This is a genomic window from candidate division KSB1 bacterium (assembly GCA_024655945.1).
Lineage (GTDB): Bacteria > Zhuqueibacterota > Zhuqueibacteria > JANLFK01 > Oleimicrobiaceae > Oleimicrobium.
In genome coordinates this window covers 12338-35157 of the sequence record JANLFK010000014.1, presented here as the reverse complement: position 1 = coordinate 35157, position 22820 = coordinate 12338, and the positions used below count along the sequence as shown (strand labels likewise).

Genomic DNA, 22820 nt, shown 5'->3' with positions numbered 1-22820 from the left:
GCCCATGGCAGTCAATGGGTGAGCGCGTAGATCATGATGTTCGTTCCCATCTGCAGCGCCTCAAGACGCTTCTCCGGCGGGTCGCCGTGCACCTCTGGATCGACCCAACCATCCGATATGTTGGTCTCGTAGGTGTAGAACACCACCAGGCGCCCTTCGCAAAACAGGCCAAAGCCCTGGGGTGGCTTGCCGTCGTGTTCATGGGTCTTCGGCAGCCCCTGTGGAAAGTCAAAATGGATGTGGTAGATTTCATGAGAAAATGGCAGCTCGACGAAACGCTTGCCGGGGAACACCTTGGCCATCTCCGCGCGGAAGAAGCTGTCCATGCCATAGTCGTCATCGGCATAGAGAAAACCGCCGTGTGTCAGGTAGTGGCGGAGGCGCTCCACCTCTTGCGGAGAAAAGGATATGCGTCCGTGACCGGTGAGGTAGAGCACCGGGTAGGAGAAAAGCTTCTCGTCCATTATCCCCACCACAACCTGGTCGCTGGCCACCCGCACATTGGTGTGCTCGGCCATAAAGCTGAGCAGATTGGGGATTGCCGAGGGGTCGTTGTACCAGTCCCCGCCACCCGCATAGCGCACGCGGGCGACGGTGAACAGCTCCCCTTGCGCCGCTGCAGGAGACGCTACGGCTGCAGCAAGCAGACAAGCCCAGGCGAAGTGCAGCCAGCCCCTGGCCTTATACAGCGGGCACCGCAGTCGGGTCTCCCCGCAAAGGGGGCGGACGTTGTTCTCCCTGTCGCTCATGTCATCGGCGCGAAAAAGATGGCGTTCACAATCAGGCGGGTGAGCCCACGCCACAGCAGGCGAAAGGTGGGGTCATCCGCAAACAGGATCACCTTGCCCTTGCCCACTGATTCCTCCACCAAGTAGGCGGTACCGGCTATCTTCTGCTGGTTCTTTTCGGACATGTAGCCCGCAAAGCGTGGCTTGTCCGCGTAGATGCCCACGTTGTGCCCCTGGGCACTCAGCTCATAGGCGGTGGGGCCGGCCTTGAAGGTAAACATCGTGCGCTGACAACCATAGCCCAAGGGATGGGTAGTATCGATGAGCGTGCGCAATATGGCGCCCGGTACCGTGGCAAGGGGTCGCTCCTTTTCCTTCTCTTCCAGAGTCAGACGCTTGCGGCGCTCCTGCTCGGGGTCCTCCTGTTCATCCCCCTCCTTGTCGCGGGGCTTTTTCTCCTTCTTCAGCTTGACCGAACAGAGGTGCACGCCTTCCTGGCTGGCAAAGGTCGCCCCTCCGCCAATGCCCACGAAGGTACCACCTTCACGCACCCAGCGCGTGAGGCGTTCCACCGTGGCGCTATCGATCGCACCACGATAGCCCCTCCCTTCGCCGAAGTCGCTGGGCAAGACCAGCACATCGTACTTGCGCAGGTCGACGCTGCGCAGACCCTCGCACTCCAGGGGCGTAAAGTCCACGCCCAAGTGCTGTTCCAGCAGGAACCAAAGAGCCCCATAGGAGCTTGGGCTCACCGGCCTACCAGTCAACATGGCCACGCGCGGCACTTTTAGAGCGATCAGGTCGTCCGAGCCCAGGTCGATGCCCTCTTCGGTGAGGCCGGTGCTTGCGGCGTAGAAGGTTACCCCATGGTCACGAGCCAAACTGGCCACCACGGCGTGAATGCTCGAATCCGGGTGCGTGGCTGGCCGATTGCGCACGGGGATGACAATGGTTCCGCGCTCAAAGCGACGGCCAGCAAGGGAGAAGGCCTTGCTGCTCACGCGCGCCCGCCACCCATGCTTGAGGAGTTGAAACAACACGCTGGCGGCGTGTTCGTCCTCCCAAGGGAGTAGATAGGCATAGTTGGCGCGCCCACCCACGACGATGCCGGCGACCTGCGGCCTGCCGTGCAGTTGCTCCATGGGGCAGCTCAACTTCTCCCTCGTCCAGAAAGTCTTCAGATTGTAGAGCACCGGCAGGCACCAGGCAGTGATGTCGTAGAAAAAGGTGTCGGCCAACCCCGGCTCCACTTCAAAGAGGGCCGTCAGAAGGCGCTGTGCCGGCTGGGCAACCGGCACCACGAAGGAGCCTGCCGGCAACGGGACCCTGTCTTTGCTCCCTTCGTAACTCTCGGCCTTGCGCACCTCGGTGGCTTCCGTGGTGCGCCACACCTCAATTCCCTGCCGCAACAACAGGTCGACAAAATCCGCTTGTCTATTGGCGTCTGGGTCCGGAGGGAACAGATAGAAGCGGACCTCGCTTGTGCGTCCGCGCTCCCAGCTCTCCCGCCAGGCGTCGACATAGTCTTGCAGGATTTCCTTGCGGTGGCGCTGCGCGGTGTGCAGGGTAGTCATGGCGGCCACAAAATGGTGCCAGGCGCGGTCGGTCAGGGTGAGCACGCTGCCATCATCTCGCCTCACCGCCAGGCCGGCCTGACCGCCTCCTCCTTGCTCGAAGGTCATCCCCAGCGCGCCATTCAGGGAAGGCCATGAGTCGCCGAACCCAGGGTAGAAAAGGTCAAAGCCTTCGGCAGTGAAATAGGCCCAGCCGTGGTTATCAAATGCCTTAGCGTTGTTCTCGCCAAAGACCTGGGCCCACTTGACCAGCGCCCGCGGAATGTTCGTGTTGATAGGGGTGCGCGCGGGGAAGAAGAAATAGCTGCTGTTGTAACCCATCTCGTGAAAGTCCACATGCACCTGCGGCATCCACTGCCGAAACAGCGCAACCCGCTGGCGAGTCTCCTGCTGAGTGAGCCATGCCCAGTCGCGGTTGAGGTCGAAAAAGTAGTGGTTGGAGCGCGCCCCAGGCCACGGTTCGTGGTGCTCGGCAGCATCGGGGTCAGGATTCGGCTTCTTGCCGGCACTCCGGTTGTAGAATGAGACGTAGCGCTCTCTCCCGTCCGGGTTCAGGACCGGGTCTAAGATGATCACCAACTCGCGCAGCAGCGCTTCGGTTTGCTCATCCGTGCCGGCCGCAAGCTGGTAGGCAACCTGAAGGGCGGCTTCGGTGCCACTCGCCTCGTTGCCATGCACATTGAAGCTTAGCCAGGCCACCAGGGGCCATGCGGCCAACATCTGGGAGAGCGCAACCGAAGGCGGAAGCTTGCGAGGATCGGCGAGCCGCTGCTGTCCGCCCTGTAAACTGTCCCAGCGGGCGAGGTTAGCCGGCGAGGAGATGACCAATACCAGGAGTGGCCTCCCTTCGTAGCTGGCCCCATAACGCACAAGCCGAACCCGCCCGGAACTGGCAGCAAGTGCCTCCATGTAGCGCACCACCAGGTGATGAGGCGTGAATTGCTCGCCAACGCAGTAGCCGAGCACTGCTCGCGGGGGAGGGACCTGCGGGTCATAGCAAGAGCTGTCTGCCCAGTAGAAAGGCACAGGCTCCTGCGCGGCTACAAGGGCTACACAAGCCTCCAGGATGAAGAGCAGCGTCATCCAGCGTTTCCGCATCGCTATTTCCTCCTCGCCGACACGCTCCACCGTCTAAAGAAACAAAAACTTCCCCTAATAATCAAGCCCTTTTCCCGTATGAAAAAGGGCCGGCCTGTGCATTGCCGGCCGGCCCGGAACAGACAAAACGGTGCGCTACAGGCCCTTGACTTCTACGTACATCTCGGCGCGCAACTCGGCCACCCACTTTTCAAACTCCCGCTGCTTCTTGTCGTTGAGAGCCATCTGTTCGATGGTGTCCCAGTCGGTCTCCAGAGTCAGGACACGCGGTTGGCGCCGGTCGAGGAGCTTCAGGATGTGGAAGCCATACTTGGTGCGAAAGGGCTCGGTAATCTGTCCAGGCGCGAGGCCGCGCAGCGCGACCACAAACTCGGGCGCCGTTTCGCGCAGTTGGTCAAGTTCGAACCAGCCAAGATGTCCCCCTTGCTGCGCCGTGGTCTCGTCGTCGGAAAGCTCCTTGGCCAGCGCGGCAAAGTCACCGCCCTCCCGGAGCTGTCGGTAGACGTCCTTTATGCGCTCGGCCGCAGCTTTTTCGTCCTCCTTGGTGGTGCCTAAGGCGATAAGGATGTGGCGCACCCGGACCTTCTCACCACGCCGGTCCAACAACTCAATGAGGTGGAAGCCAAACTGCGTCTCAACCACCTCCGAGCGCTGCCCCGGCTCCAGAGAAAAGGCGACCTCCTCAAATTCGCGGACAAAGTCACCGCGCTGCATGAAGCCCAAGTCACCGCCACGCTGCGCCGAACCTGGGTCGTCGGACATCTCCCGCGCCACCTGCGCAAAATCCTCCCCGGCAGCCAACCGCCGCTTCACCTCCTCCATCCTGCGCAATGCGTTCTGCCGTGCCTCCTCCCCAGGACGCACCTCGACCAGGATGTGGCTTATCTCCACGGCCTCCTTGACGCCTGGCAGGCTGTCTTTGTGCGCGGCGTAGAACTGCTCCACTTCGCGGCGACTCACCTTGACGTTCCCGAACTTGGTCTCCCGCAGCTGTTGCACCGTCAAGTTCTTGCGGATCTCCTCCTCGTATTGGCGGCGGATCTTGCGCATGGGCATGCCGAAGTATTCCTCAACTTTCTCTTGGGAGCCCAGCTGCTGAATGATGCTCTGCATCTGCTGCTCCAAAAAGGCCTCGACTCGCTTGGCATCGGCCACCACGGTGTCTTCTTCCGCCTTCTCGAGCAGGATCTGCTGCGTCACCAGGGTCTCCAGGGTGAGGCGTTGCAGCTCCTTAAACCTTTCCGGCTCCCGGTTCGGGTCAATGCGCAACTGCATCGCCAAGAAAAAGGCGCCCTGACTGACTTCAGACTCAAGGATAGGCTTGTCATCGACCACCGCAACGACGCGATCCAGGACCTCCTGGGCAAGCGCCGCATGCGCCGCCACCAGGACAATGAGTGCAGCCTGTGCGATTCTACTCATGCGCTGCTCCGCAATGATTAGCAACCTTTTGGGCAAAGGGATCCGGCGGCATCACTGTATGCCTCGGCTGGAGTCAGCCAGCACCTGTGCTAGGGTGGCAAAGTCCACATACACCGTCTGGCGTGCGCGCAGCCGTTTCACCAACTCCCGCTGACGCTCGCGCATCTTCTCCACCAACACCCGCTCGCGAAGGAGACCTTCCACCTCTGCGAATTCGCGCAAGCTCCCTGCGGGCTTGACGTCCACCACCTTGACGAGATAGTATCCTGCCTCGGTCTTTAGCGGGGAAAGCACTTTTCCCAGGGGTGCGCGTGGGACCTGCTGGGCGATTTCCGGTGCCATCTGTGCCCGCCGCAGATAGCCGGTGCTGCCGCCTGCGCGCGCCGACGATGCCTGCGAGTTCTGTTCCGCCAAGGCTTCGAAGCTCTCCCCGTTCAGAATGCGCGTGCGCAGCTCAGTAGCCTGTTGCCAGCTGGGAACTAGGATCTCCTGCAGCAGATACTCATCCTCTGAGCGGCGGAAAGCCTCAGCGTCCTTCTCATAGCGGGCGCGCAGCTCTTCGCTGGTGGGGGTGACCCCCTCTGCCGTCTCGCTCTCCACCAAGGCAGTGGCCAGCACTTCCCGGCGCAGGTCGGCAAGTTGCCGTCTCACCTTTGGGCGGCGATCCAGACCTCGCCGCTTGGCCTCTTGCGCCAGCAGCTCTGTGTTGATCCACCGCTGGACATAGGAACGCACTTGAGCCTCGGAGATGCCCAGGCGAGGATTGTCAGGAAAGGCGGCTTGCACGTCGGCGATGCGCAACACTGCGCTCCCCACTCGTGCGACCACGCGTTGGTCGCCTGAGCGCCCTGGTCCACACCCGATCCAAGGTAGGATCAGGCAGATCACCAAGAGGGGTGCCGCCATTCTGCGGAGCACCGTGCCGTCCAGGGGTTGCACGCGAGTCATTCCTCGAATAGGTTTGCGAACGCCTTCCTCAGCGCCTCATCGTACACCGTGACGCGGAAGCGCTTGCGCAGTCCCTCCAACCACTTGTTCTTCAAACGTTCTTCCTCCTGACGGCGGAGGTCGCGCTGCACGTCATACTTGGCTTCTTCGTACGATTTGGGCGACTCTTCCTCGCGGTCCAGTACTTTGATGATGGAGAACTTTGCCCCCATGGGGATGATATCCGACACCTGCCCAACGCTCATCTGGAGGGCGGCCTGTCCCACATTGCCGTACTGGCGGGCGGAGATATAGCCGAGCAGACCATCCTGATTGCGCACGTTGGTGCGCTCAGTATATTGGCGCGCGAGCCGCGAGAAACTCTCCCCCGCGCGAATACGGCGCAACAGCTGCTCGGCCTGCTTGCGGTCAGACACGAAGATCTCTTGCACCTTGGCCCGCGCCGGATTCTTGTAGTCGCCCTGGTGGCTGTCGAAGTAGGCCTTGGCGGCCTCCTCGGTGAGGTTCATGCGCTTGCGCACCATGTCGTCGGTGATGCGCTGCAACATGGCCCTTTCCAGGAGCTGCTGTCGGGCGCGCTTCATCTCCGCCTCGAGGTGATACCTCTCCCGCCTGGCCTCTTTGAGCATCAGGTCCCGCCAAAGCAAGCGCGATGTCCAGTCCTTAACAATCTCCACCGTGCTCAGGCGAGGTTGCCGGCGTGCCGGGTAGCGGCGCAAGGCGTTCACCATATCGCCCACGGTCACGCTGCCACCCGCGTAGCCGGCCAGGGCCATTTTGTGATCTGCCGGCAAGAGACCGTAGAACTGGTCGCGCTCAACGTCCTGCTCCTGCCCCACCCTCTTTGCGCCGGTATCGGCTGCTACCGCAGCGAGCCTCGCCACAAAGGCCACCATGGCGGTGGAGTCGTACTGCACCTTGTACTTCCTCTCAAGCTCTCCGGCCAGGCGGTAGTACTCCTTTTCCAGCTCCGACTGCTTGCCCTTGAGGAGCTGCTGCTTGATCCTGTCTTTCGCCTGCTCATATTCGCCGAGGCCGGAAATCTGTTTGTCCTCCACGCGCAGAATGTGATAGCCCCTGCTCGTGCGAACGGGCGTGGAAAGCTCCCCTTGCTTCAGCGCAAAAGCCGCCTCGAAGAACGCCTCATCGTAGCCGCCTTCGCCCCAGCGGATGAATCCGAGGTCCCCACCCTTGGTACTGCTCATGTGGTCCTGCGAGTAGTTGCGTGCCACGTCGAAAAAGCTCTCGCCTTTGGCTATGCGCTCCCGCAGTTCCCAGGCCCGCTTTCTCACCTCGGCTTCCTTGCCCTCGTCGGCCTCGCGCGGCACCACCAAGAGGATGTGGCGGATCCTCAGCTGCACGCTGCTCTTTCGCCAGTAATCCAGCAGCTCCTTCTCGGTGACCAAGCGGTCGACCACCTTCTTCTCCACGTACGAGGAGAACAGGCGCTGCTCCATCTCGCGCTCCACCGGCTGCACCAGCTCCGGCAGCCTGTCGTACCGCCGCGAGTAGGCATCGGCGATCTTGAGGGTGCGCTCGACCATGGACATGAGGTGATCTTTACGCTCTTTGAAAGTCGTGGTTTTTATGTAGTTAGGCGTCCTATTTCTGGAGAAGTCTTGCTCGAAATCGGAGAGCCTTATGACGCGGTTTCCTACCCTTGCCACGATGGGGTCGGATTGGCGCGCACACCCTGCCAACACAAGCACTGCAAAAACAAACGTTAGCAACGCCGCACGTCTGCTCATCTCGCGCTCCTTTGCTACCCTGTCCGCTCTGGAACTCATGGCTTGCTTTAATATAGGAACTCACAACATGCTTTGCAAGAACTCTTTCGCCGCCTTCAGACCCCCTTCGCCCGGGAGCTCAACCAGCAGCGAGAGGTCCCTTTTGCTCTTGCCTTGCACGAACCTGAAAGGGAAACGTTCGTTGGCGGCCACTCTCGACACCACCCGCGCAACGGCCTGCTTGTCTACGGTGACTGATGGCACGAAGGTCGCCCGCAGCGTCTGCGCGTCTACTTGAACCTCGCTCATCAGCAACTGGTTTCCGAGGATCTTGCACGTCACGGCATCGAGCAAGTTGCGGGCCTGTTCGGGGAGAGGGCCGAAGCGGTCCACCAGCTCCCGCTCCATGTCCTCGATTTCTGCCAGGCTCGGTGCCGCCACCAGACGGCGATACACGGCCACGCGCTCCGAGCTCTGCGCCACATAGTCTTCCGGCAAGAAGGCGTCGCCCCGGAAGCGCATCTGAGTGACGGGCGGCTTTGGCGCAATGGGCTCTTCCCGGGGAGCCTGTTCCGCCATCACCTCCTGGACGGCCTCTTCAAGAATCCGGCAGAAGACGTCGTAGCCGAGGGCATCCAAGAAACCGCTCTGCTCGATGCCGAACAGGCTTCCCGCCCCGCGCACTTCCAGGTCCTTAAGAGCCACCTGGTAACCGGAGCCAAGCTCTGTTATCTCTTCAATGGCTTGCAGGCGCTTGATGGCCTCCTTTGTCAACCGGCGCACGCTGGGAACCAAGAAGTAGGCGTAGGCCTGCTGGGTAGAGCGTCCCACCCGGCCACGCAGCTGGTAAAGCTGTGCCAGACCAAAGCGATCGGCGCGACTGACAATGAGGGTGTTGACATTGGGCATGTCCAGGCCGGCTTGGATGATCATGGTCGACACCAGGCAGTCGTAGCGGCGCTCGATGAACTGGTTCACCACCCGCTCCAGGGCAGCGGAAGGCATCTGGCCGTGGGCCACCGCAAAACTCGCCTCTGGCACCAGGCGCCGGAGCATTTCCACCATGGCGCCGATGGACTGAACGCGATTGTGCACAAAGAAGACCTGTCCGCCCCTACCGAGCTCGCGGAGGATGGCCTGGCGAATCAGCTCCTTGCTGAATTGCACTACCTCCGTCCTAATCGGCCGGCGATCACGGGGAGGGGTATCGATCCGCGACATGTCGGTGATGCCGACCAGCGCCATGTGCAGGGTGCGCGGGATGGGTGTCGCGGTCAGGGTGAGCACGTCCACATTGGTGCGCAAGGCCTTGAGGCGCTCCTTGTGCATCACGCCAAATCGCTGCTCCTCATCGATAATGAGGAGGCCCAGGTCGTGAAAGCGCACGTCGGCGGACAACAGGCGGTGCGTCCCGATGATGATGTCCACCCGCCCCGCGCGTAGGTCCGCCAAGATGCGTTCCTGCTTCCCCTTGGGTATGAAGCGGGAAAGCATTTCCACGCGCACCGGGAATGGCGCCAGCCGCTCGCGAAAAGTGGCAAGATGCTGGCTCGCCAAGAGGGTAGTCGGCACGAGCACGGCGACTTGTTTGCCGTCATTCACCGCCTTGAACGCCGCGCGAATTGCCACTTCGGTCTTGCCAAAGCCAACGTCGCCGCACACCAGTCGATCCATGGGACGAGGCGCTTCCATGTCCCGCTTGACATCTGCGACCGCTTGTAGCTGGTCGGGGGTCTCGTCGTAGACAAAAGAGGCCTCAAGCTCGTGCTGCCAGAGGCTGTCTGCCGAAAAGGCAAACCCCGGCGTGTGTCGGCGTTCGGCATAGAGCTTGATGAGCTCGGCGGAGATATCCTTCAGACGACGTTTGGCCCGCGCTTTCAGGCGTTCCCACTCGGCCGTGCCCAGACGGTTGATGCGGGGTGCCACCCCCTCGCGCGGCGTGTACTTGCTGACCCGGTCCATCCTCTCCAGCGGCACATAGACTCTATCGTCGTCTTGATAGGCGATTTCCAGGCACTCGCGTTCGCTGCCGTCGACGCTGATCTTGCGCAGCCCCTGGTACACGCCCACGCCATAGTCCACGTGCACGACATAGTCTCCCGGGCGCAGCGCGTGGAGCTGGCGAAAGGTGAAACCCTCGCGGGGCCGTGGCGCAGGGTGAGGTACACGCGCCCGGCTATGGAACTCGTGGTGGGCGAGCACACACAGTCCTGCGTCCCACAGGACAAAGCCGCTCTGCAGAGCGCCCACTTCCACGCGGAGACCGTCGACGCCTTCCTCCTCGAAGAGCGCCTCCACCCTATCCCTTTGCGAAGGGCTGTCACAGAGGAAACAGACAAGCGGAGGGGCCAGCGCATGCAGTCCGCAACGAACGGCGACGGAGGCCACATATTCGCGCAGGATGTCGTATTTGCCCGCCATCGGTGGCGCGGGCTCTGCGGGCAACGCTGGCCCAGCTACATCTTCGCCTGCAGGTGGAAACCAGAGCACAGCTTTGCCACGGAACTCGCCCTCAAGGAGGCCGTCGCCGCCGCTTTGGGCCCCCTCGCAGAGGCCGACGCTTCGCCCTGAGGCAAGGAACGTGTTCGGCTCCGGGGTGTCCTCCAAGACCACGAGATCGCCGCGCTGCACGAATCCAACCAGACTTGCGCTGCGCGCGGTGTCCTGCAAATGAACAGAATTGTCAATCACGGGGAATTGCGGGATGAGTGCCACTTCTTCTACGCGGGCAACAGAGCGTTGCGTCTCTGGGTCGAACTCCCGCAGGGACTCGACGGTATTGCCAAAAAATTCGACACGCACCGGGCGAAGGCGCGAATAGGGGAAAATGTCCACGATGCCCCCACGTACGCTCATCTCGCCGGCCCTGTCCACCATCGTCTCGCGCACGAAGCCGAGGTCCACCAGCGCAGCCAAGAATGTCTCGAAATCGTACTCCTGGCCTTGTCGCAAGATGATGCATCGTTCATCGATTACCTGCGGAGGCAGGAGACGGCTGCTCAGCCCCTGTAGCGTAGTGACTGCCACGGCGGGGTCCCTGCCCCTGAGGAGTTCCAGGGAGCGCACCTGTGCGCTCTGGCGGCTGAGGCTTTGCAAGCGGAAGGCAAGAGGTGTTTCGCTGGGGTCCGGAAAGTGCACCGCGCGCTCTGCTCCCAGCAGAGTGGCAAAATCATCCCGCGCCTGCTCTGCGGACAAGGGGTCGGTGGTCACGTAGAGGGCGCGCCGCTGCCTCTCTTGCAGCCAGGCGGCCACCAGAGCGCGTCGCAGGGAACCTGGTGCCTTGGCGGAAAGCAGTGACGTCCCGCCATCCAGTGCGCGCCACAGTTCGCGCACCGAAGGCGAGAGATGCAGCCGCTCCCTAAGGATGTCGCACCAATCCGAGGTCAATTCCCCAGACCACGCTCACTTGCTTGCCACTGCTTGGCGCACAAAACCAGCGGCGCGTTCCAGACGCCGGCGGGCCTCATCGGCTTCCACGCCTGCGAGGATCATGACCAGGGCCGTCTTGACGTGCCCACCGGCCTTTTCCAGCACCGCTTCCGCCTCGTCGTAACTGACGCCGGTCACCATCATCACCGTCCGCTTTGAGCGCTCCTCCAGCTTGCGCGAGGTCATCTGCAGGTCAACCATCATGTTGCCGTACACCTTGCCGAGCCGGATCATGGCGGTGGTGGTGATCATGTTCAGCACCAACTTGGTGGCGGTGCCAGCCTTCATGCGCGTGGAGCCCATGACCACCTCTGGCCCCACCACGGGACAGATGGCCACGTCCACAGGGAAGTTTAGCTCAGAGCGCGGTGTGCAGGTGACGTAGAGGGTCTTGCCGCCCACTTCTCTTGCCTTTTCGATGGCGCCCAGGACGTAGGGGGTCCTGCGGCTGGCGGCGATGCCGCAGGCCACATCCTTGCTGGTGAAGCCACGTCGCAGCAGGTCCTCGCCGCCTCGCTCCCGGCGGTCTTCGGCGCCCTCCTGGGCCCGCACCAGGGCCTTGTACCCCCCGGCGATGATCCCTTGCACCATCTCCGGTGGAGCCCCGAACGTCGGCGGGATCTCCGACGCATCCAGGACCCCTAACCTGCCGCTCGTGCCGGCGCCGATGTAGAAAAGGCGGCCGCCCGCGCGAAAGGCCTCCACCACAATCTCCACCGCCTTGGCGATGTAGGGAATCTCTTTGTCCACCGCCAGCGGCACCTTCTTGTCTTCGGCGTTGATGAGGCGCAAAATCTCTTCCACCGACTTGGAATCGATATCCATGGTGGCCGGATTGCGCGCCTCGGTGATGAGATTCTGGATCTCCGCAAACACGTTGTCCTTCGGTCGTCTCTTCACCTCTGGGCACCTCTTCGTACGGTGATGATCACTCGCCCCTTGCTGGGGTCAATAAGACAGGCCGGTGGGGCGCTCAGCCGCACGGTCGCGACTGGGTCACTGGCGGCCAGGGCGCGCACCTCGCTGGCGACGTCGCCTCCTTTGAGGGTGATGAGCATTCCCTGCACGCCCAACAGCGGCCAGGCCCACCGCCACAGCAGCGACAGCCTGGCCACGGCGCGCGCCACCACGACGTCGAACCTGTGCCGCCAATCGGCCAACTCTGCCAGCGATTCGGCGCGGGCGCACGATCTTCATGGGAATGCCGGGTAGGCCGCCACTACTGCCCATGGCCAGCAGCAGGGCGCCCTGGTCGATTTCCACAGTGGTCAGGAAGGCCAGCGACTCGACAATGTGCCGGGAGACGAGGAGAGGCTCATCTCCGCCAGCGGTGAGGTTGACGCGGCGGTTCCAGGCCAAGAGCAGGCGCGCATAGGCCCCGAGGGCGCTAAGCTGCGCATCTATGTGCGTACCCGTCTTGGCCCGGGCTGCCGAGTGTTTCACGTGGAACACCCCTCCGCGGCGCGCGCGTGACGGACCACGTGCACCACGAGGACTGCCAGGTCCCCCTGGCGCACTCCGGGGATGCGCGAGGCCTGGCCCAGAGAGCGCGGCCGCACCTGCTTGAGCTTCTCCCGAGCCTCTGCAGAAAGCCCGCTAAGGGCATCATAGTCAATCTCGGCGGGAATCAACGCACCCTCCAGGCGCTGGAACCTCTCAATCTGCTCCCGCTGGCGAGCGATGAAGCCCTCGTATTTCACCTCGAACTCCACCTGCCGGGCGACGGCCCGCCAGAAGGGATCGCGAGGCGCATCCAGCACGCCATGCCGCGCCAATCCGGCCAGGTCCGCCATGGTCAGCTCCGGCCTGCGCAGGAGTTCGCCCAGGGAGAGTGCCGCCCTTGCTGCTGGCAACCCCTTTTTTTCCAGCATGCGGTTCACCTCCTCCAGCGGCGGCCTGGTCTTAGCCACAAAGGCGAGCGCCTCCTCGATGGCCCGCTGCTTGCGTCGCGTGCCCTGGAGAATCTCCGCCGGCAGCAGGCCCAGTCTCTCGGCATAGTGCACGAGGCGCAGATCCGCATTGTCCTGGCGCAGGACCAGGCGATGCTCCGCCAAAGAGGTGAACATACGATAGGGCTCCTCCGGGCCCTTGGTCACCAGGTCGTCGATGAGGACGCCAATGTAAGCCTCGGCCCTCGTAGGGAGGAAGGGCTCCTCGCCGCGTGCCAGCAGCACGGCGTTCACCCCTGCCACCAGTCCCTGCGCAGCCGCTTCCTCATATCCGGAAGTGCCGTTGATCTGGCCTGCCAAGAACAGGCGCCGACAGAGCTTCGTCTCCAATGTGGGGTGAAGCTGTGTTGCAGGCACGTAGTCGTACTCGCTGGCATACCCATATCTGGTCACCTCCACCTTCTCCAGGCCAGGAATTGAACGGAGCGCCGTGCGTTGCACCTCCTCTGGCAAGCTGGTGGAGAAACCGTTCACATAGTACTCACTGGTCAGCCGTCCTTCCGGTTCCAAGAAGATCTGGTGGCGCGGCTTGTCGGAAAAACGGACAATCTTGGTCTCGATGGAGGGGCAATAGCGCGGCCCAACCCCCACGATTCTCCCTGTGTAGAGGGGGGAGCGATCCAGACCAGCCCGCAGCAGCTCGTGGGTCTTCTGGTTGGTCCAGGTGAGGTAGCAGGAGACCTGTTCAACTTCCAGACGGTCGTGGCGATAGGAGAACGGCTCCGGGTCTGCATCCCCGGGCTGTGCGGTCATGCTCGCCCAGTCGACAGTGCGGCCGTCCACGCGGGGTGGGGTGCCCGTCTTGAGCCTGCCAATGCGGAAGCCTAGTCTGCGCAACTCATCGGTGAGGGCGGCGGCCGCAAACTCGCCAGCGCGCCCCGCAGGGAAGGAGGAAAGTCCGATGTGGATGAGGCCATTGAGGAAGGTCCCCGGCGCGAGGAGGACTGCCTTTGCCGCCACATTTCCTCCGGGGAAGAGGCGCACGCCGCGCACCGCCCCCTCTGCCACCTGCAGTCCGATGACCTCCGCTTGCAACAAGCGGAGCCCGGCCTGTTCCTCCAGGGCCTGCTTCATCAGCACGGAGTAGTACTGCCGGTCCTCCTGGGCGCGTGGCGACCAGACCGCCGGCCCCTTGGAGCGGTTCAGCATGCGGAACTGGATCCCTGCGAGGTCGGCGATCAGCGCCATCTGCCCCCCCAACGCATCGATCTCGCGCACCAAGTGCCCCTTTGCCAAGCCACCAATGGCCGGGTTGCAAGACATCTGTGCGACGGTGGCCAAATTCATGGTCACCAACAGGGTGCGCGCCCCCATTCTGGCCGCCGCCAGGGCTGCCTCGCACCCGGCATGGCCAGCGCCCACCACAACGACGTCGTAGTCATCCCCGCCGCACATCCTGCTGCCTTGCCGACTGTTCCACGTGAAACACTCTGCACTACTTGCCAATACAGAAGCGCGCGAAGATCGAGGCCAATATGTCCTCGTCGCTCACCCCGCCAACAACCCTCCCCAACGCTTCGCTAGCCTCGCGCAGATCCACGACGATGAACTCCGCAGAGAGGCCCTGCGCCAGCGAGGCGCCTGCCCTCCGCACTGCCTCCTCCGCCTGGCGGAGTGCCTCCCAATGGCGCGCGTTCGTGAGCACCACATCGCCTGCCCCGGCAAAACCGTCACCGATTAGCGCCTGGACTACTGCCTCGCGCAGCTGCTCGAGACCTAACCTACGTTTTGCCGAAAGCTCCACCACCCTTCCGGCGCCGAGCTCGGCAGGCGACCACGCCCTCGGCAGATCGATCTTGTTAACCGCCGGGATCACCGTCCGGCCACGGCCAGGCACGTACACTTCCAGCAGGCGGCGATCCTCGGCCTGCAGCGGCTCGCTGCCGTCAAGGAGGAGGATGACCACGTCTGCCTTTTCCACCTCGCGCTCCGTGCGCCGCAAACCCTCCTTTTCGATCTCCGAGCCTGCCACGCCAAAGCCGGCAGTGTCCACCACCGTCACCGGAAAGCCCCCGATATCGACGAGGCCCTCTAACGTGTCTCGCGTCGTCCCCGGCAACTCGCTGACAATGGCCCGATCGCTCTCCACCAGCGCGTTGAGGAGACTGGACTTTCCCACATTGGTGCGACCAAGGAGCACGACTCTTGCCCCTTCTCGCAGAAAACGCCCCTGCTGGAATGTCCGCAGCAGGGCCCGCAGCTCGCCGCCCACCTCTTCCAAGGTCCGAGCAAGCAGCTGCCGATCCCAACTCGGCACGTCTTCATCGGAAAAGTCGATGTCCAGCTCCAACAGCGCCCGAGCATCCACCAGCCGCTCCTGCAGCTGGGCAATGCGCTGCGAGAGTTGTCCCTCTAACTGCGCCATGGATGCGCGCCGTGCCCGCTCAGTTCGCGCCTGAACCAGGTCGCACACCGCCTCGGCCTGCGCAAGATCAAGCCGCCCGTGCAAGAAGGCCCGCCGCGTGAACTCCCCTGGCTCAGCCAGCCGTGCTCCCCGCGCGCAAAAGAGTTGCAGAATCTGCCGCACAATTAGAGGACTGCCATGGCAGGTGATCTCCACCAGGTCCTCCCCGGTATAGGAATGCGGTGCGCGGTGCACCACCACCATCACTTCGTCGATGGTCACCTCCGCACTGGAGCCATGTACGCCACGCAGCCAACCATGGGCCATCAGGTGACTGGGCAGCTCCTGCAGGGACCTTCTGCCGGTGAAGGCGCCGTCGACCAACTGTACGGCCCGTGGGCCACTCACCCTCACCATGGCGATAGCCCCTGCCCCTGGCGGGGTGGCCAAGGCGACAATTGTGTCCTCACCCAGCAGATCCGCCACGGTCAATCTACCTCACAGAAAAAGCCCCACCACCTGATGCCAGTAGGGCCTTTCCCTTGTGCTCCACTAATCACCACGGCCGTCGTTACTTCTTCTTTCGGCGCCTCTCCGCCTCGCGGTCCTCCGCCTTCTGCTGCGCGCCTCCCACTAGCCTATCGGTAATGAACTTCTGTTGCAGGATGCTCAGCACGTTGAACAGCATGTAGTATAGGTTCAAGCCGGAAGGGAAGGAGTTAAAGAGTAGCGTGAAGAAAATGGGCATCAAATACACCATCATCTTCTGCTTGGGGTCCTTGACGCTCATCTTCTGCTGAATGAGCATCGTCACTCCCATCAGCAGAGGCAGAATGTTCACCAAGTTGCCGTACATGGGGATGCTGAAGGGGAGCACGGCAACGGTATCCGGGTTGGCCAAGTCCTTGATCCACAGCACAAATCCCTGACCGCGAAAAGAGATGGTGTTACGGAAGACCACGAAGAGCGCATAGAGCAACGGCATTTGCAAGAGGAGGGGGAGGCATCCACCCATCGGATTGACCCCCGCCTCCTTGTACAACTTCATCGTCTCCTCATTCAGGCGCTGCGGGTCCTTGCCGTACTTTTCCCGCAGCGCGATGAGCCGAGGCTGCAGTTCCTGCATCTTGTGCATGGACTTGAACGACTTGTGCGTCAGAGGATAAAGGACAATCTTCACAATCAAAGAGAAGACGACAATGACCCAGCCGTAGTTCGGAATTACCGCGTGCAGGGCCTTCAGACACCACAAGACAGCTTTGGAGAACGGTTGGATCACCTTCCAGCCAAGGCTCATCATGCGCTCCAGCCCGACCCCTGGACCCCGCACAGTGCTGTAATCCAACGGGCCGAGAAAGACCAAGAAGCGATCTTCACGTACCGGCTCGTTGCGGAACCCCATGTCCAAGCCGAAGGCATAGGACTTCCAGATGCGCTCCCTCTCTTGCAGTCGGTGCTTTTCCCAAATAGCAAACGAGCGAGGCGGCGCCTGCCGTCTGCCAACGTACCACACGCCTGTGCCGCGCTGCCCGGTGGGAATAATCGCGGCGGCAAAATACTTCGTGCGCGCGCCCACCCAGTGCACTACCCCTTCCATGCTCCCTGCCTTGTAGGCTGAGCGACCGATGTCGAACTTCTCCATGTTCGCCGCGAAGAGCGCATAGACCTTGGCTTCTTGAAAGTCGTCAATGAGCCTCGACTCAGTGGGCGCAAGGCCGCTGTTCCACCCCAGCGTGTAGCGCCGCTGGGCGATTACATCCTGAAAGTTCTCCAGCCGCACATCCAGGGCAAAATAGTAGCTGTCGCCACGGAAGCTGTAGCGCTTGATAATCCGCTGTGCCCCCTCAAGCTGCGTGGTGAAGGTGAGGGAGGCGCTGTCCGCACTCTGGGTTAGCTCCACCCGCTGGCGATCCGCGGCGAACAACAGACGCCCGGTGTCAATCGAGTCGCGAGCCGTTGTAAAGCCGAGGGCGAGGTTGGCGCCACCGTCTGCGCCAATAATTTGCACAAGGTTACTATCAGGATCTTTGAAGTGCTTGAAATAGCAAGAGCTAAGAACCGCACCTTTTGCGTTAAAGGTCAAATGAAACAGGGGCGTTTCCACTTCCACCTCTTCTCCACGCGCCTCGACAGGCTCCCGGGCGACCAACGAGGGGGGAGCCTCCATCTCCCGACGCGCGACCGGGACGCTCTCGACGCGCGTAGTATCCTGGGTTGCCGGGCCCGGCGCCAGCTGCTTTTGGCGCTGGCTTTGCCAGTACTGCTGCGGGAAGAACGTCTTCTTGTAGATCGGCGTGTTGACCAAAATAAGCATGAGAATGATCAGCAAAACGCCGATCACCGTGTTCTTGTCCATGTTCATGAGGTGGTTCGCCTTTCAAAACTGGATGAGTGCATTCAAGTCAACGGGTCGTAGCCCCCAGGGGAGAAGGGGTGACACCTGAGAATGCGGCGCGCACCAAGGTAGAGGCCCCGCACGACCCCATAGCGGAGGAGCGCCTGTTCAGTGTACCGAGAGCACGTCGGTGCGAAACGACAGTTAGCCCCAAGTAGAGGGGAAAGCACAAGGCGATACAGACGGATCAGCGCTACCAAGAGGTCACGAATCATCCCTGATCCTTTCGCGCAGAGCATCTATCGTACGCCGAAACTCATCCGCGAGTCTGGCAAAGGGGACGTCCGCAACGTCCGGGTGCAGCAGCCACACCGCCTGAATCCCCTCGGGTATCTGCTGTGCATGGCGTCGGAGAAGCTCGCGCAGGCGGCGCTTCGCCCTGTTTCTCTGCACCGCCGTGCGCACCCTGCGGGATACGGCTATGCCCACGCCGCACTCAGGAGCCTGGCGCCAAAAAAGAGTCACTAGCGGCCCGGGGAGCCTGTTGCCAGCAGCCATCACTTCAGAAAATGCCGCTCTTCTAAGCGTGGGCAGAACCCGTCTCGCCACGAAACTCTCGCAAAAATCACTTACTGCCTATCGCTCACTGTGAGGCTATATCTTCCCTTGGCACGGCGCCGCCGCAGCACCGCCCTCCCGGTCTTGCTCTTCATGCGCGCGCGAAAGCCGTGCGTACTTACTCTCCGCCTGTTGCTCGGCTGATACGTCCGCTTCATTCTTCCTCCTCTGAGCTCACGATGACACGCAGACCCGGCCTGCAAGTCATAATTATAGCAATTATTTCGGTACGGGTCAAGCACTTTTCTTTCGCGACGTGACAGCTGAGTGCCACTAACCCATGGTCCCGGTGTCTGCGTCTCCATGTGGGCCGCCAGGGTAGCGCCCCAGAGACCCTCCACTTTCAAGAAAAATTCTATTGAGAATTTTATTTCCTTTGTTAGATTACAACGCGCGGCGGAGCTTGTCTGTGTGAATAATGTGTGGATAATTTGCGCCGCACGTTGAGGCGCTTGAGGCAATGAGCGCCATGTGCCCATCGAGGCTATAGTAGGTATCAACATCGCAGTACGTGCGTATAGTTTTACTTCATGTAAAATTTAGTAGTTAAGAATCGCCTCTTATGTTGATATCCTGTGGATTGTGCGTATTTATGTTTGGGCCTCGTGGGGTTTAGGTCGAGGCGCGTTTGATTTGCGCCTTTGTGGGTGTTGATAACCTCTGGATGCAGTTAAGACGACGCGGAGAGGACATGGAACGGACTGCGCAGCAAGTCTGGGCAGATTGTCTATCGTTGTTACGGGACAGGGTTAGCTCCCAGAGTTTCACCACTTGGTTCAAACCGGTAGAGGCTGTCAAGCTGGAGGGAAGGCAGCTAACTATCCAGGTCCCTAGCCAATTCTTCTACGAGTGGATTGACCAGCACTATCGCATGCTGATCGAAGCGGCGCTCGTGGAATGCCTCGGAGAAGGCGCCGGCATCCAGTATGCAGTGGTGGTCGGTGATAAGGGTGACCCTTTTCAGGCGGCGATTCCTCGCCAGGCGGTACGGGGATCTTTAACCAACGGGCGTCTGAGCGAACAGTACACCTTCGAGAATTTTGTCGAGGGGGCTAGCAATCAGTTTGCCAAGGCCGCAGCAGTGGCGGTATCGCAATCGCCAGGTAACACTGCTTTTAACCCCTTGGTTATCTACGGCGGCGCCGGCTTAGGAAAGACCCATCTCATCCAGGCTATCGGCAATCATGCCATTTTCGCCGGGACGGCGCGGCGGGTCGCGTACGTGTCCAGTGAAAAATTCACATTGGAGTTCATCAACTCAATCCAGCAGAACAAAACTACAGAATTTAGCGCCAACTACCGAAACGTCGACCTCCTGCTGGTGGATGATATTCAATTCTTTTCCAACAAAGAGCGCACCTTGGACGAGTTCTTTCACACCTTCAATGCCCTGTATCACGAGGGCAGACAGATCGTTCTCACCTCGGACCGCCCACCCCGCGACCTCCCCGGCATGCAAGAGAGGCTAATTTCGCGTTTCCAGTGGGGCTTGATTGTTGACATCCAAGTGCCAGACTATGAAACACGGCTCGCAATTCTCCACAAGAAGGCCGACCAGAATGGTCTGGAACTGCCAGAGGAAATTTTCGACTTTATCGCTATAAATGTAACTATGAACATTAGGGAACTGGAGGGATCTCTCATCAAACTCCTTGCCTACTCCTCACTGACGAGGACTGAAATTACCTTAGAGACAGCTAAGCGGGTTCTGCGAGATATCTGTCTCCCTAAGAGGCAAAATATGACTGTGGAGTACGTTCAGCGTGTAGTGGCCAACTATTTTGCAATACCTGAAGATATGATGCGCGCGAAAACACGGCGCAAAGAGATTGCACTTGCTCGACAGGTTGCCATGTACCTAGCAAAGGTCTACACAAGTAGTTCCCTTAAGACAATAGGGCTGCATTTTGGCGGCAGGGACCACAGCACAGTAATCCACGCCCTTAATTTGGTTGAAAAACTAAAGAGTAGGGATGCAAAATTTCGGCAAACAATTGAAGAAATTGAACACCAGATTAGGATATCTTCCTCTTAGTCCGTCCTTTCTGCACACTGCATAGGCCCATAGGCAGTTATTTGGGTGTGGGTAACTCTTTTTTCTTCCCCTGACTGCAAACTCCATACTTCACGCAAGTGAAACGTAGATGTTCTATCCACATTAATGCCACAGTTACTGTTCACAATAGTAAGTAAAAGGTTTGTCTTAGTTTTACTTCACATAAGGATACAGTAGCCACAGTTACTAACATTTCCACACCTATTACAACGCCTTATGGTAAATTTTTTCTTGAAAACAATAGAAATATTACTTACCTTTGCGAACACAAGCGCACTGAACATAGAAACCGGAGGATGAAATGGAGTACTCTATTAGTAGAACTGACCTACATAAAGCCCTACAAAAGGTTGCAACTGTTGTACCCTCGAAAACTACGCTTCCAATCTTGAGCAATATTTTGATGAAAGTAGAGGGTTCTCTACTGACTCTCACTGCCACAGACTTGGAAATCTCTGTTACCACCTCAATTGCCGCTGAAACTATTGAACCAGGTGCGACTACTGTTTCAGCACGAATATTCAGTGACATTGTAAAGGAACTCCCTGACGTAGGGCTGAGGATAACTTGTGACCAGAACCACAAGATTACCATTACCACCGACCGCGGTACCTACGTACTTAGTGGCCAGCCGGCGGAGGACTATCCCACTGTGACGGCTGAGGAATACGAGAACCAATTTTCGATTGGGGCGGACGTTTTCGAAAGACTGATAGGGAAAAGTACATTTGCGGTTTCGACTGATGCACTGCGCCCGGCGTTATCCGGTGTATACTTTGAGGTTTTTCCTTCTGAACTTCGCCTTGTGGCCACCGATGGCCACCGCCTATCAAAAGTTGTGTATAGAAGAAGTAGCCTCAGCAGCGGTGAGAGTAGCGCCATAGTTCCACCGAAGGCGTTGCAGGCAGCGCAGAAATCGCTTGAAGAGGGAATAGCCCAGGTTAAGGTAAGCATTGCCAGAAGCCACATTACTTTTAGGTCAGATGCCACGGAGGTCTGTGCAAAACTTATTGATCAGCAGTATCCTAACTACGAAAGAGTTATTCCGACGAATAATGACAGAATAATGATTATTGACAGGTCTGAGCTTATCTCCGCGCTCAGGCGCATGGCTATTTTTTCGAGTACCATGACCCATTTGGTACGTTTTGACATCGAGCGGAACCTACTGACCATCAGTTCCGAAGATATCGAAGTTGGCGGGGAAGGGCGCGAGTCTCTCGCGATTGAGTACGTGGGTGAACCGCTAAGGATTGGCTACAATGCTAACTACCTGATAGAAATTCTACGGCACATTAACACGCAGCTAGCTCGGTTTGAGCTGCGCGACCCGGTCAGCGCTGCTCTCATCCGGCCGACGGAGCAGAGCGAAAACGAGGAATTTTTAGCGCTGGTTATGCCGATCCGCGTTACGGAAGAGTAACCTAGGTTTCCGCCTATTTACGTATGCCGCGATGTGGCTACGGGAGTTAGGCTTAGAGAACTTTTGTAACTATGAGAGAATCCTGGTTTTCTTTGCGTCTGGCGTGAATATTCTGACAGGAGGTAACGCACAGGGGAAGAGCAATATTGTAGATGCTATCTATTATCTCTGTTTCATGAAGGGCTTGCGTGGCCTCCCAGACGGGAGTGTGGTGAAATTTGGGGCAGGCGGATTCCTTGTGTGGGGGGTTTTTGCTTTTGCTGGCAGCATCGAAAAGGAATGCCGCATCCAATACAGCATGGAACAAGGCAAATCTTGCTACGTCAATCGCAAGTTGATAGGGCGGCGCTCGGATCTGATTGGAAACTTTCCGGTGGTGGCCATGTCTGGGGACGACTACTTAGTCACAAAGGGAGCCCCGGCGGAGCGTCGCCGCCTTATGGATACTTTTCTCTGTCAGGTGAGTCCTGGCTATGTGGAGGCCTTGCGTGCCTACACCGCTGCGTTGAAGCAGCGGAACGCGCTCCTCAGGGGGGATTGGTCCGTAGAAACCCGGGAACAGATGCTGGTGTGGACGGAGCAATTGGTGAGCCGCGGAACGAACCTCATGCAGGCAAGAAGGGGGTTTGTTTCGGCTCTTAGCCCGCTGGTAAGCGACTATTTTCAGTGCATTGCTGGTCCCACTTGGCGACTGCATGCTCGATATTCACCTAATGTGCGAGAAGTGGAAGGAAAAACTACAACCGAGGCGTTCTTTGACCAGCTGAAGGGCGTCTCGCAGCGAGAGAGACAATTTGGAACGACGCTGGTGGGCCCGCACCGGGACGACATCGTCTTTGAGATCGACGGGCATAGCCTGCGGGACTTTGGCTCGCGTGGCGATCACAAGGCTGCGCTGATCTCCTTGTGTCTGGCGGAACACAAACTCCTGCACGAGTGGCGGGGAGAAAACCCAATTCTTCTCGTCGATGACCTGTTGGTCGATCTTGACGAAAAGCGAGCTGCGAGGGTATCCCGCCTCTTTCCAAGTGGTACGCAGGTAATCCTTACCTCGACTGCCACGGAGGCGTGGCGGACCCTGGGCTTGCCCAAGGGTACATTCCGGCTCTGGCGCATTCAGCAGGGGGCAATAGCGGAGGTCTCAGCATAGAGCGATGCGCTCCCCATCG

Annotated in this window: 16 protein-coding genes and 1 pseudogene; 3 read left to right on the top strand and 14 right to left on the bottom strand. The window is 59.9% G+C overall.

The genetic code is table 11. The features are described from left to right. Positions 1–11: 11 nt before the first annotated feature. The 14 genes and pseudogenes from NUW13_14220 to rpmH form a co-directional block, all read right to left on the bottom strand. On the bottom strand, positions 12–749 hold the full coding sequence (locus NUW13_14220) for a DUF4159 domain-containing protein (protein MCR4440173.1): 738 nt from the start codon (positions 747–749) through the stop codon (positions 12–14). Next, positions 746–3400: a M14 family metallopeptidase gene (locus NUW13_14215; protein MCR4440172.1), complete on the bottom strand. Its 2655-nt coding sequence runs from the start codon at positions 3398–3400 to the stop codon at positions 746–748. Before NUW13_14215 ends, NUW13_14220 begins: the two co-directional genes overlap by 4 nt. A gap of 135 nt (positions 3401–3535) precedes the next feature. Beyond that, positions 3536–4822, bottom strand: a complete 1287-nt coding sequence (locus NUW13_14210) for a peptidylprolyl isomerase (protein MCR4440171.1) — start codon at positions 4820–4822, stop codon at positions 3536–3538. Between the two features lie 51 nt (positions 4823–4873). Then, positions 4874–5770 (bottom strand): peptidylprolyl isomerase, encoded by an 897-nt coding sequence (locus NUW13_14205; protein MCR4440170.1) that lies wholly within the window; start codon positions 5768–5770, stop codon positions 4874–4876. Continuing rightward, positions 5767–7518: a peptidylprolyl isomerase gene (locus tag NUW13_14200; GenBank protein MCR4440169.1), complete on the bottom strand. Its 1752-nt coding sequence runs from the start codon at positions 7516–7518 to the stop codon at positions 5767–5769. Before NUW13_14200 ends, NUW13_14205 begins: the two co-directional genes overlap by 4 nt. 60 nt (positions 7519–7578) lie before the next feature. After that, positions 7579–10830, bottom strand: coding sequence for a transcription-repair coupling factor (gene mfd / locus NUW13_14195; GenBank protein MCR4440168.1), 3252 nt, complete (start codon positions 10828–10830; stop codon positions 7579–7581). Between the two features lie 69 nt (positions 10831–10899). Then, on the bottom strand, positions 10900–11826 hold the full coding sequence (gene murQ / locus NUW13_14190; protein ID MCR4440167.1) for an N-acetylmuramic acid 6-phosphate etherase: 927 nt from the start codon (positions 11824–11826) through the stop codon (positions 10900–10902). Continuing rightward, positions 11823–12369, bottom strand: a pseudogene (locus NUW13_14185) (class I SAM-dependent methyltransferase). The gene murQ and the pseudogene NUW13_14185 overlap by 4 nt, the downstream one beginning before the upstream one ends. Further along, a complete protein-coding gene (mnmG, locus tag NUW13_14180; GenBank protein ID MCR4440166.1) occupies positions 12366–14270 on the bottom strand; it encodes a tRNA uridine-5-carboxymethylaminomethyl(34) synthesis enzyme MnmG in 1905 nt (634 codons plus the stop codon). The pseudogene NUW13_14185 and the gene mnmG overlap by 4 nt, the downstream one beginning before the upstream one ends. A 40-nt stretch (positions 14271–14310) precedes the next feature. Then, positions 14311–15705: a tRNA uridine-5-carboxymethylaminomethyl(34) synthesis GTPase MnmE gene (gene mnmE, locus NUW13_14175; GenBank protein MCR4440165.1), complete on the bottom strand. Its 1395-nt coding sequence runs from the start codon at positions 15703–15705 to the stop codon at positions 14311–14313. 85 nt (positions 15706–15790) lie between these two features. Beyond that, entirely contained in the window at positions 15791–17581 is a 1791-nt protein-coding gene (yidC, locus tag NUW13_14170) for a membrane protein insertase YidC (GenBank protein ID MCR4440164.1), read from the bottom strand. 35 nt (positions 17582–17616) lie between these two features. Further along, positions 17617–17826, bottom strand: coding sequence for a membrane protein insertion efficiency factor YidD (gene yidD, locus NUW13_14165; protein ID MCR4440163.1), 210 nt, complete (start codon positions 17824–17826; stop codon positions 17617–17619). Continuing rightward, positions 17819–18163 carry a ribonuclease P protein component gene (gene rnpA, locus NUW13_14160; protein ID MCR4440162.1) on the bottom strand — a complete coding sequence of 115 codons (345 nt, stop codon included), beginning with the start codon at positions 18161–18163 and terminating at the stop codon, positions 17819–17821. Before rnpA ends, yidD begins: the two co-directional genes overlap by 8 nt. Positions 18164–18183: 20 nt before the next feature. After that, positions 18184–18330, bottom strand: coding sequence for a 50S ribosomal protein L34 (gene rpmH, locus NUW13_14155; GenBank protein ID MCR4440161.1), 147 nt, complete (start codon positions 18328–18330; stop codon positions 18184–18186). Between the two features lie 533 nt (positions 18331–18863). Between rpmH and dnaA the strand changes: the two genes are divergently transcribed. The 3 genes from dnaA to recF all read left to right on the top strand — a co-directional run bounded on the left by dnaA (position 18864) and on the right by recF (position 22801). After that, positions 18864–20207, top strand: a complete 1344-nt coding sequence (gene dnaA / locus NUW13_14150) for a chromosomal replication initiator protein DnaA (protein MCR4440160.1) — start codon at positions 18864–18866, stop codon at positions 20205–20207. 322 nt (positions 20208–20529) lie between these two features. Then, the gene (dnaN, locus tag NUW13_14145) at positions 20530–21651 is read left to right on the top strand and encodes a DNA polymerase III subunit beta (GenBank protein MCR4440159.1); all 1122 of its coding nucleotides are present in this window, start codon (positions 20530–20532) and stop codon (positions 21649–21651) included. Between the two features lie 31 nt (positions 21652–21682). Then, on the top strand, positions 21683–22801 hold the full coding sequence (gene recF / locus NUW13_14140) for a DNA replication and repair protein RecF (protein ID MCR4440158.1): 1119 nt from the start codon (positions 21683–21685) through the stop codon (positions 22799–22801). Positions 22802–22820 lie beyond the last annotated feature (19 nt).

What these genes read in the sequence shown, in the direction of transcription:
- dnaN (MCR4440159.1), top strand. Translation starts at nt 20,530, where the DNA reads ATGGAGTACTCTATTAGTAGAACTGACCTACATAAAGCCCTACAAAAG.
- NUW13_14220 (MCR4440173.1), bottom strand. Translation starts at nt 749, where the DNA reads ATGAGCGACAGGGAGAACAACGTCCGCCCCCTTTGCGGGGAGACCCGA.
- rpmH (MCR4440161.1), bottom strand. Translation starts at nt 18,330, where the DNA reads ATGAAGCGGACGTATCAGCCGAGCAACAGGCGGAGAGTAAGTACGCAC.
- dnaA (MCR4440160.1), top strand. Translation starts at nt 18,864, where the DNA reads ATGGAACGGACTGCGCAGCAAGTCTGGGCAGATTGTCTATCGTTGTTA.
- NUW13_14210 (MCR4440171.1), bottom strand. Translation starts at nt 4,822, where the DNA reads ATGAGTAGAATCGCACAGGCTGCACTCATTGTCCTGGTGGCGGCGCAT.
- NUW13_14200 (MCR4440169.1), bottom strand. Translation starts at nt 7,518, where the DNA reads ATGAGCAGACGTGCGGCGTTGCTAACGTTTGTTTTTGCAGTGCTTGTG.
- NUW13_14205 (MCR4440170.1), bottom strand. Translation starts at nt 5,770, where the DNA reads ATGACTCGCGTGCAACCCCTGGACGGCACGGTGCTCCGCAGAATGGCG.
- mnmG (MCR4440166.1), bottom strand. Translation starts at nt 14,270, where the DNA reads ATGTGCGGCGGGGATGACTACGACGTCGTTGTGGTGGGCGCTGGCCAT.
- NUW13_14215 (MCR4440172.1), bottom strand. Translation starts at nt 3,400, where the DNA reads ATGCGGAAACGCTGGATGACGCTGCTCTTCATCCTGGAGGCTTGTGTA.
- recF (MCR4440158.1), top strand. Translation starts at nt 21,683, where the DNA reads ATGTGGCTACGGGAGTTAGGCTTAGAGAACTTTTGTAACTATGAGAGA.
- yidC (MCR4440164.1), bottom strand. Translation starts at nt 17,581, where the DNA reads ATGAACATGGACAAGAACACGGTGATCGGCGTTTTGCTGATCATTCTC.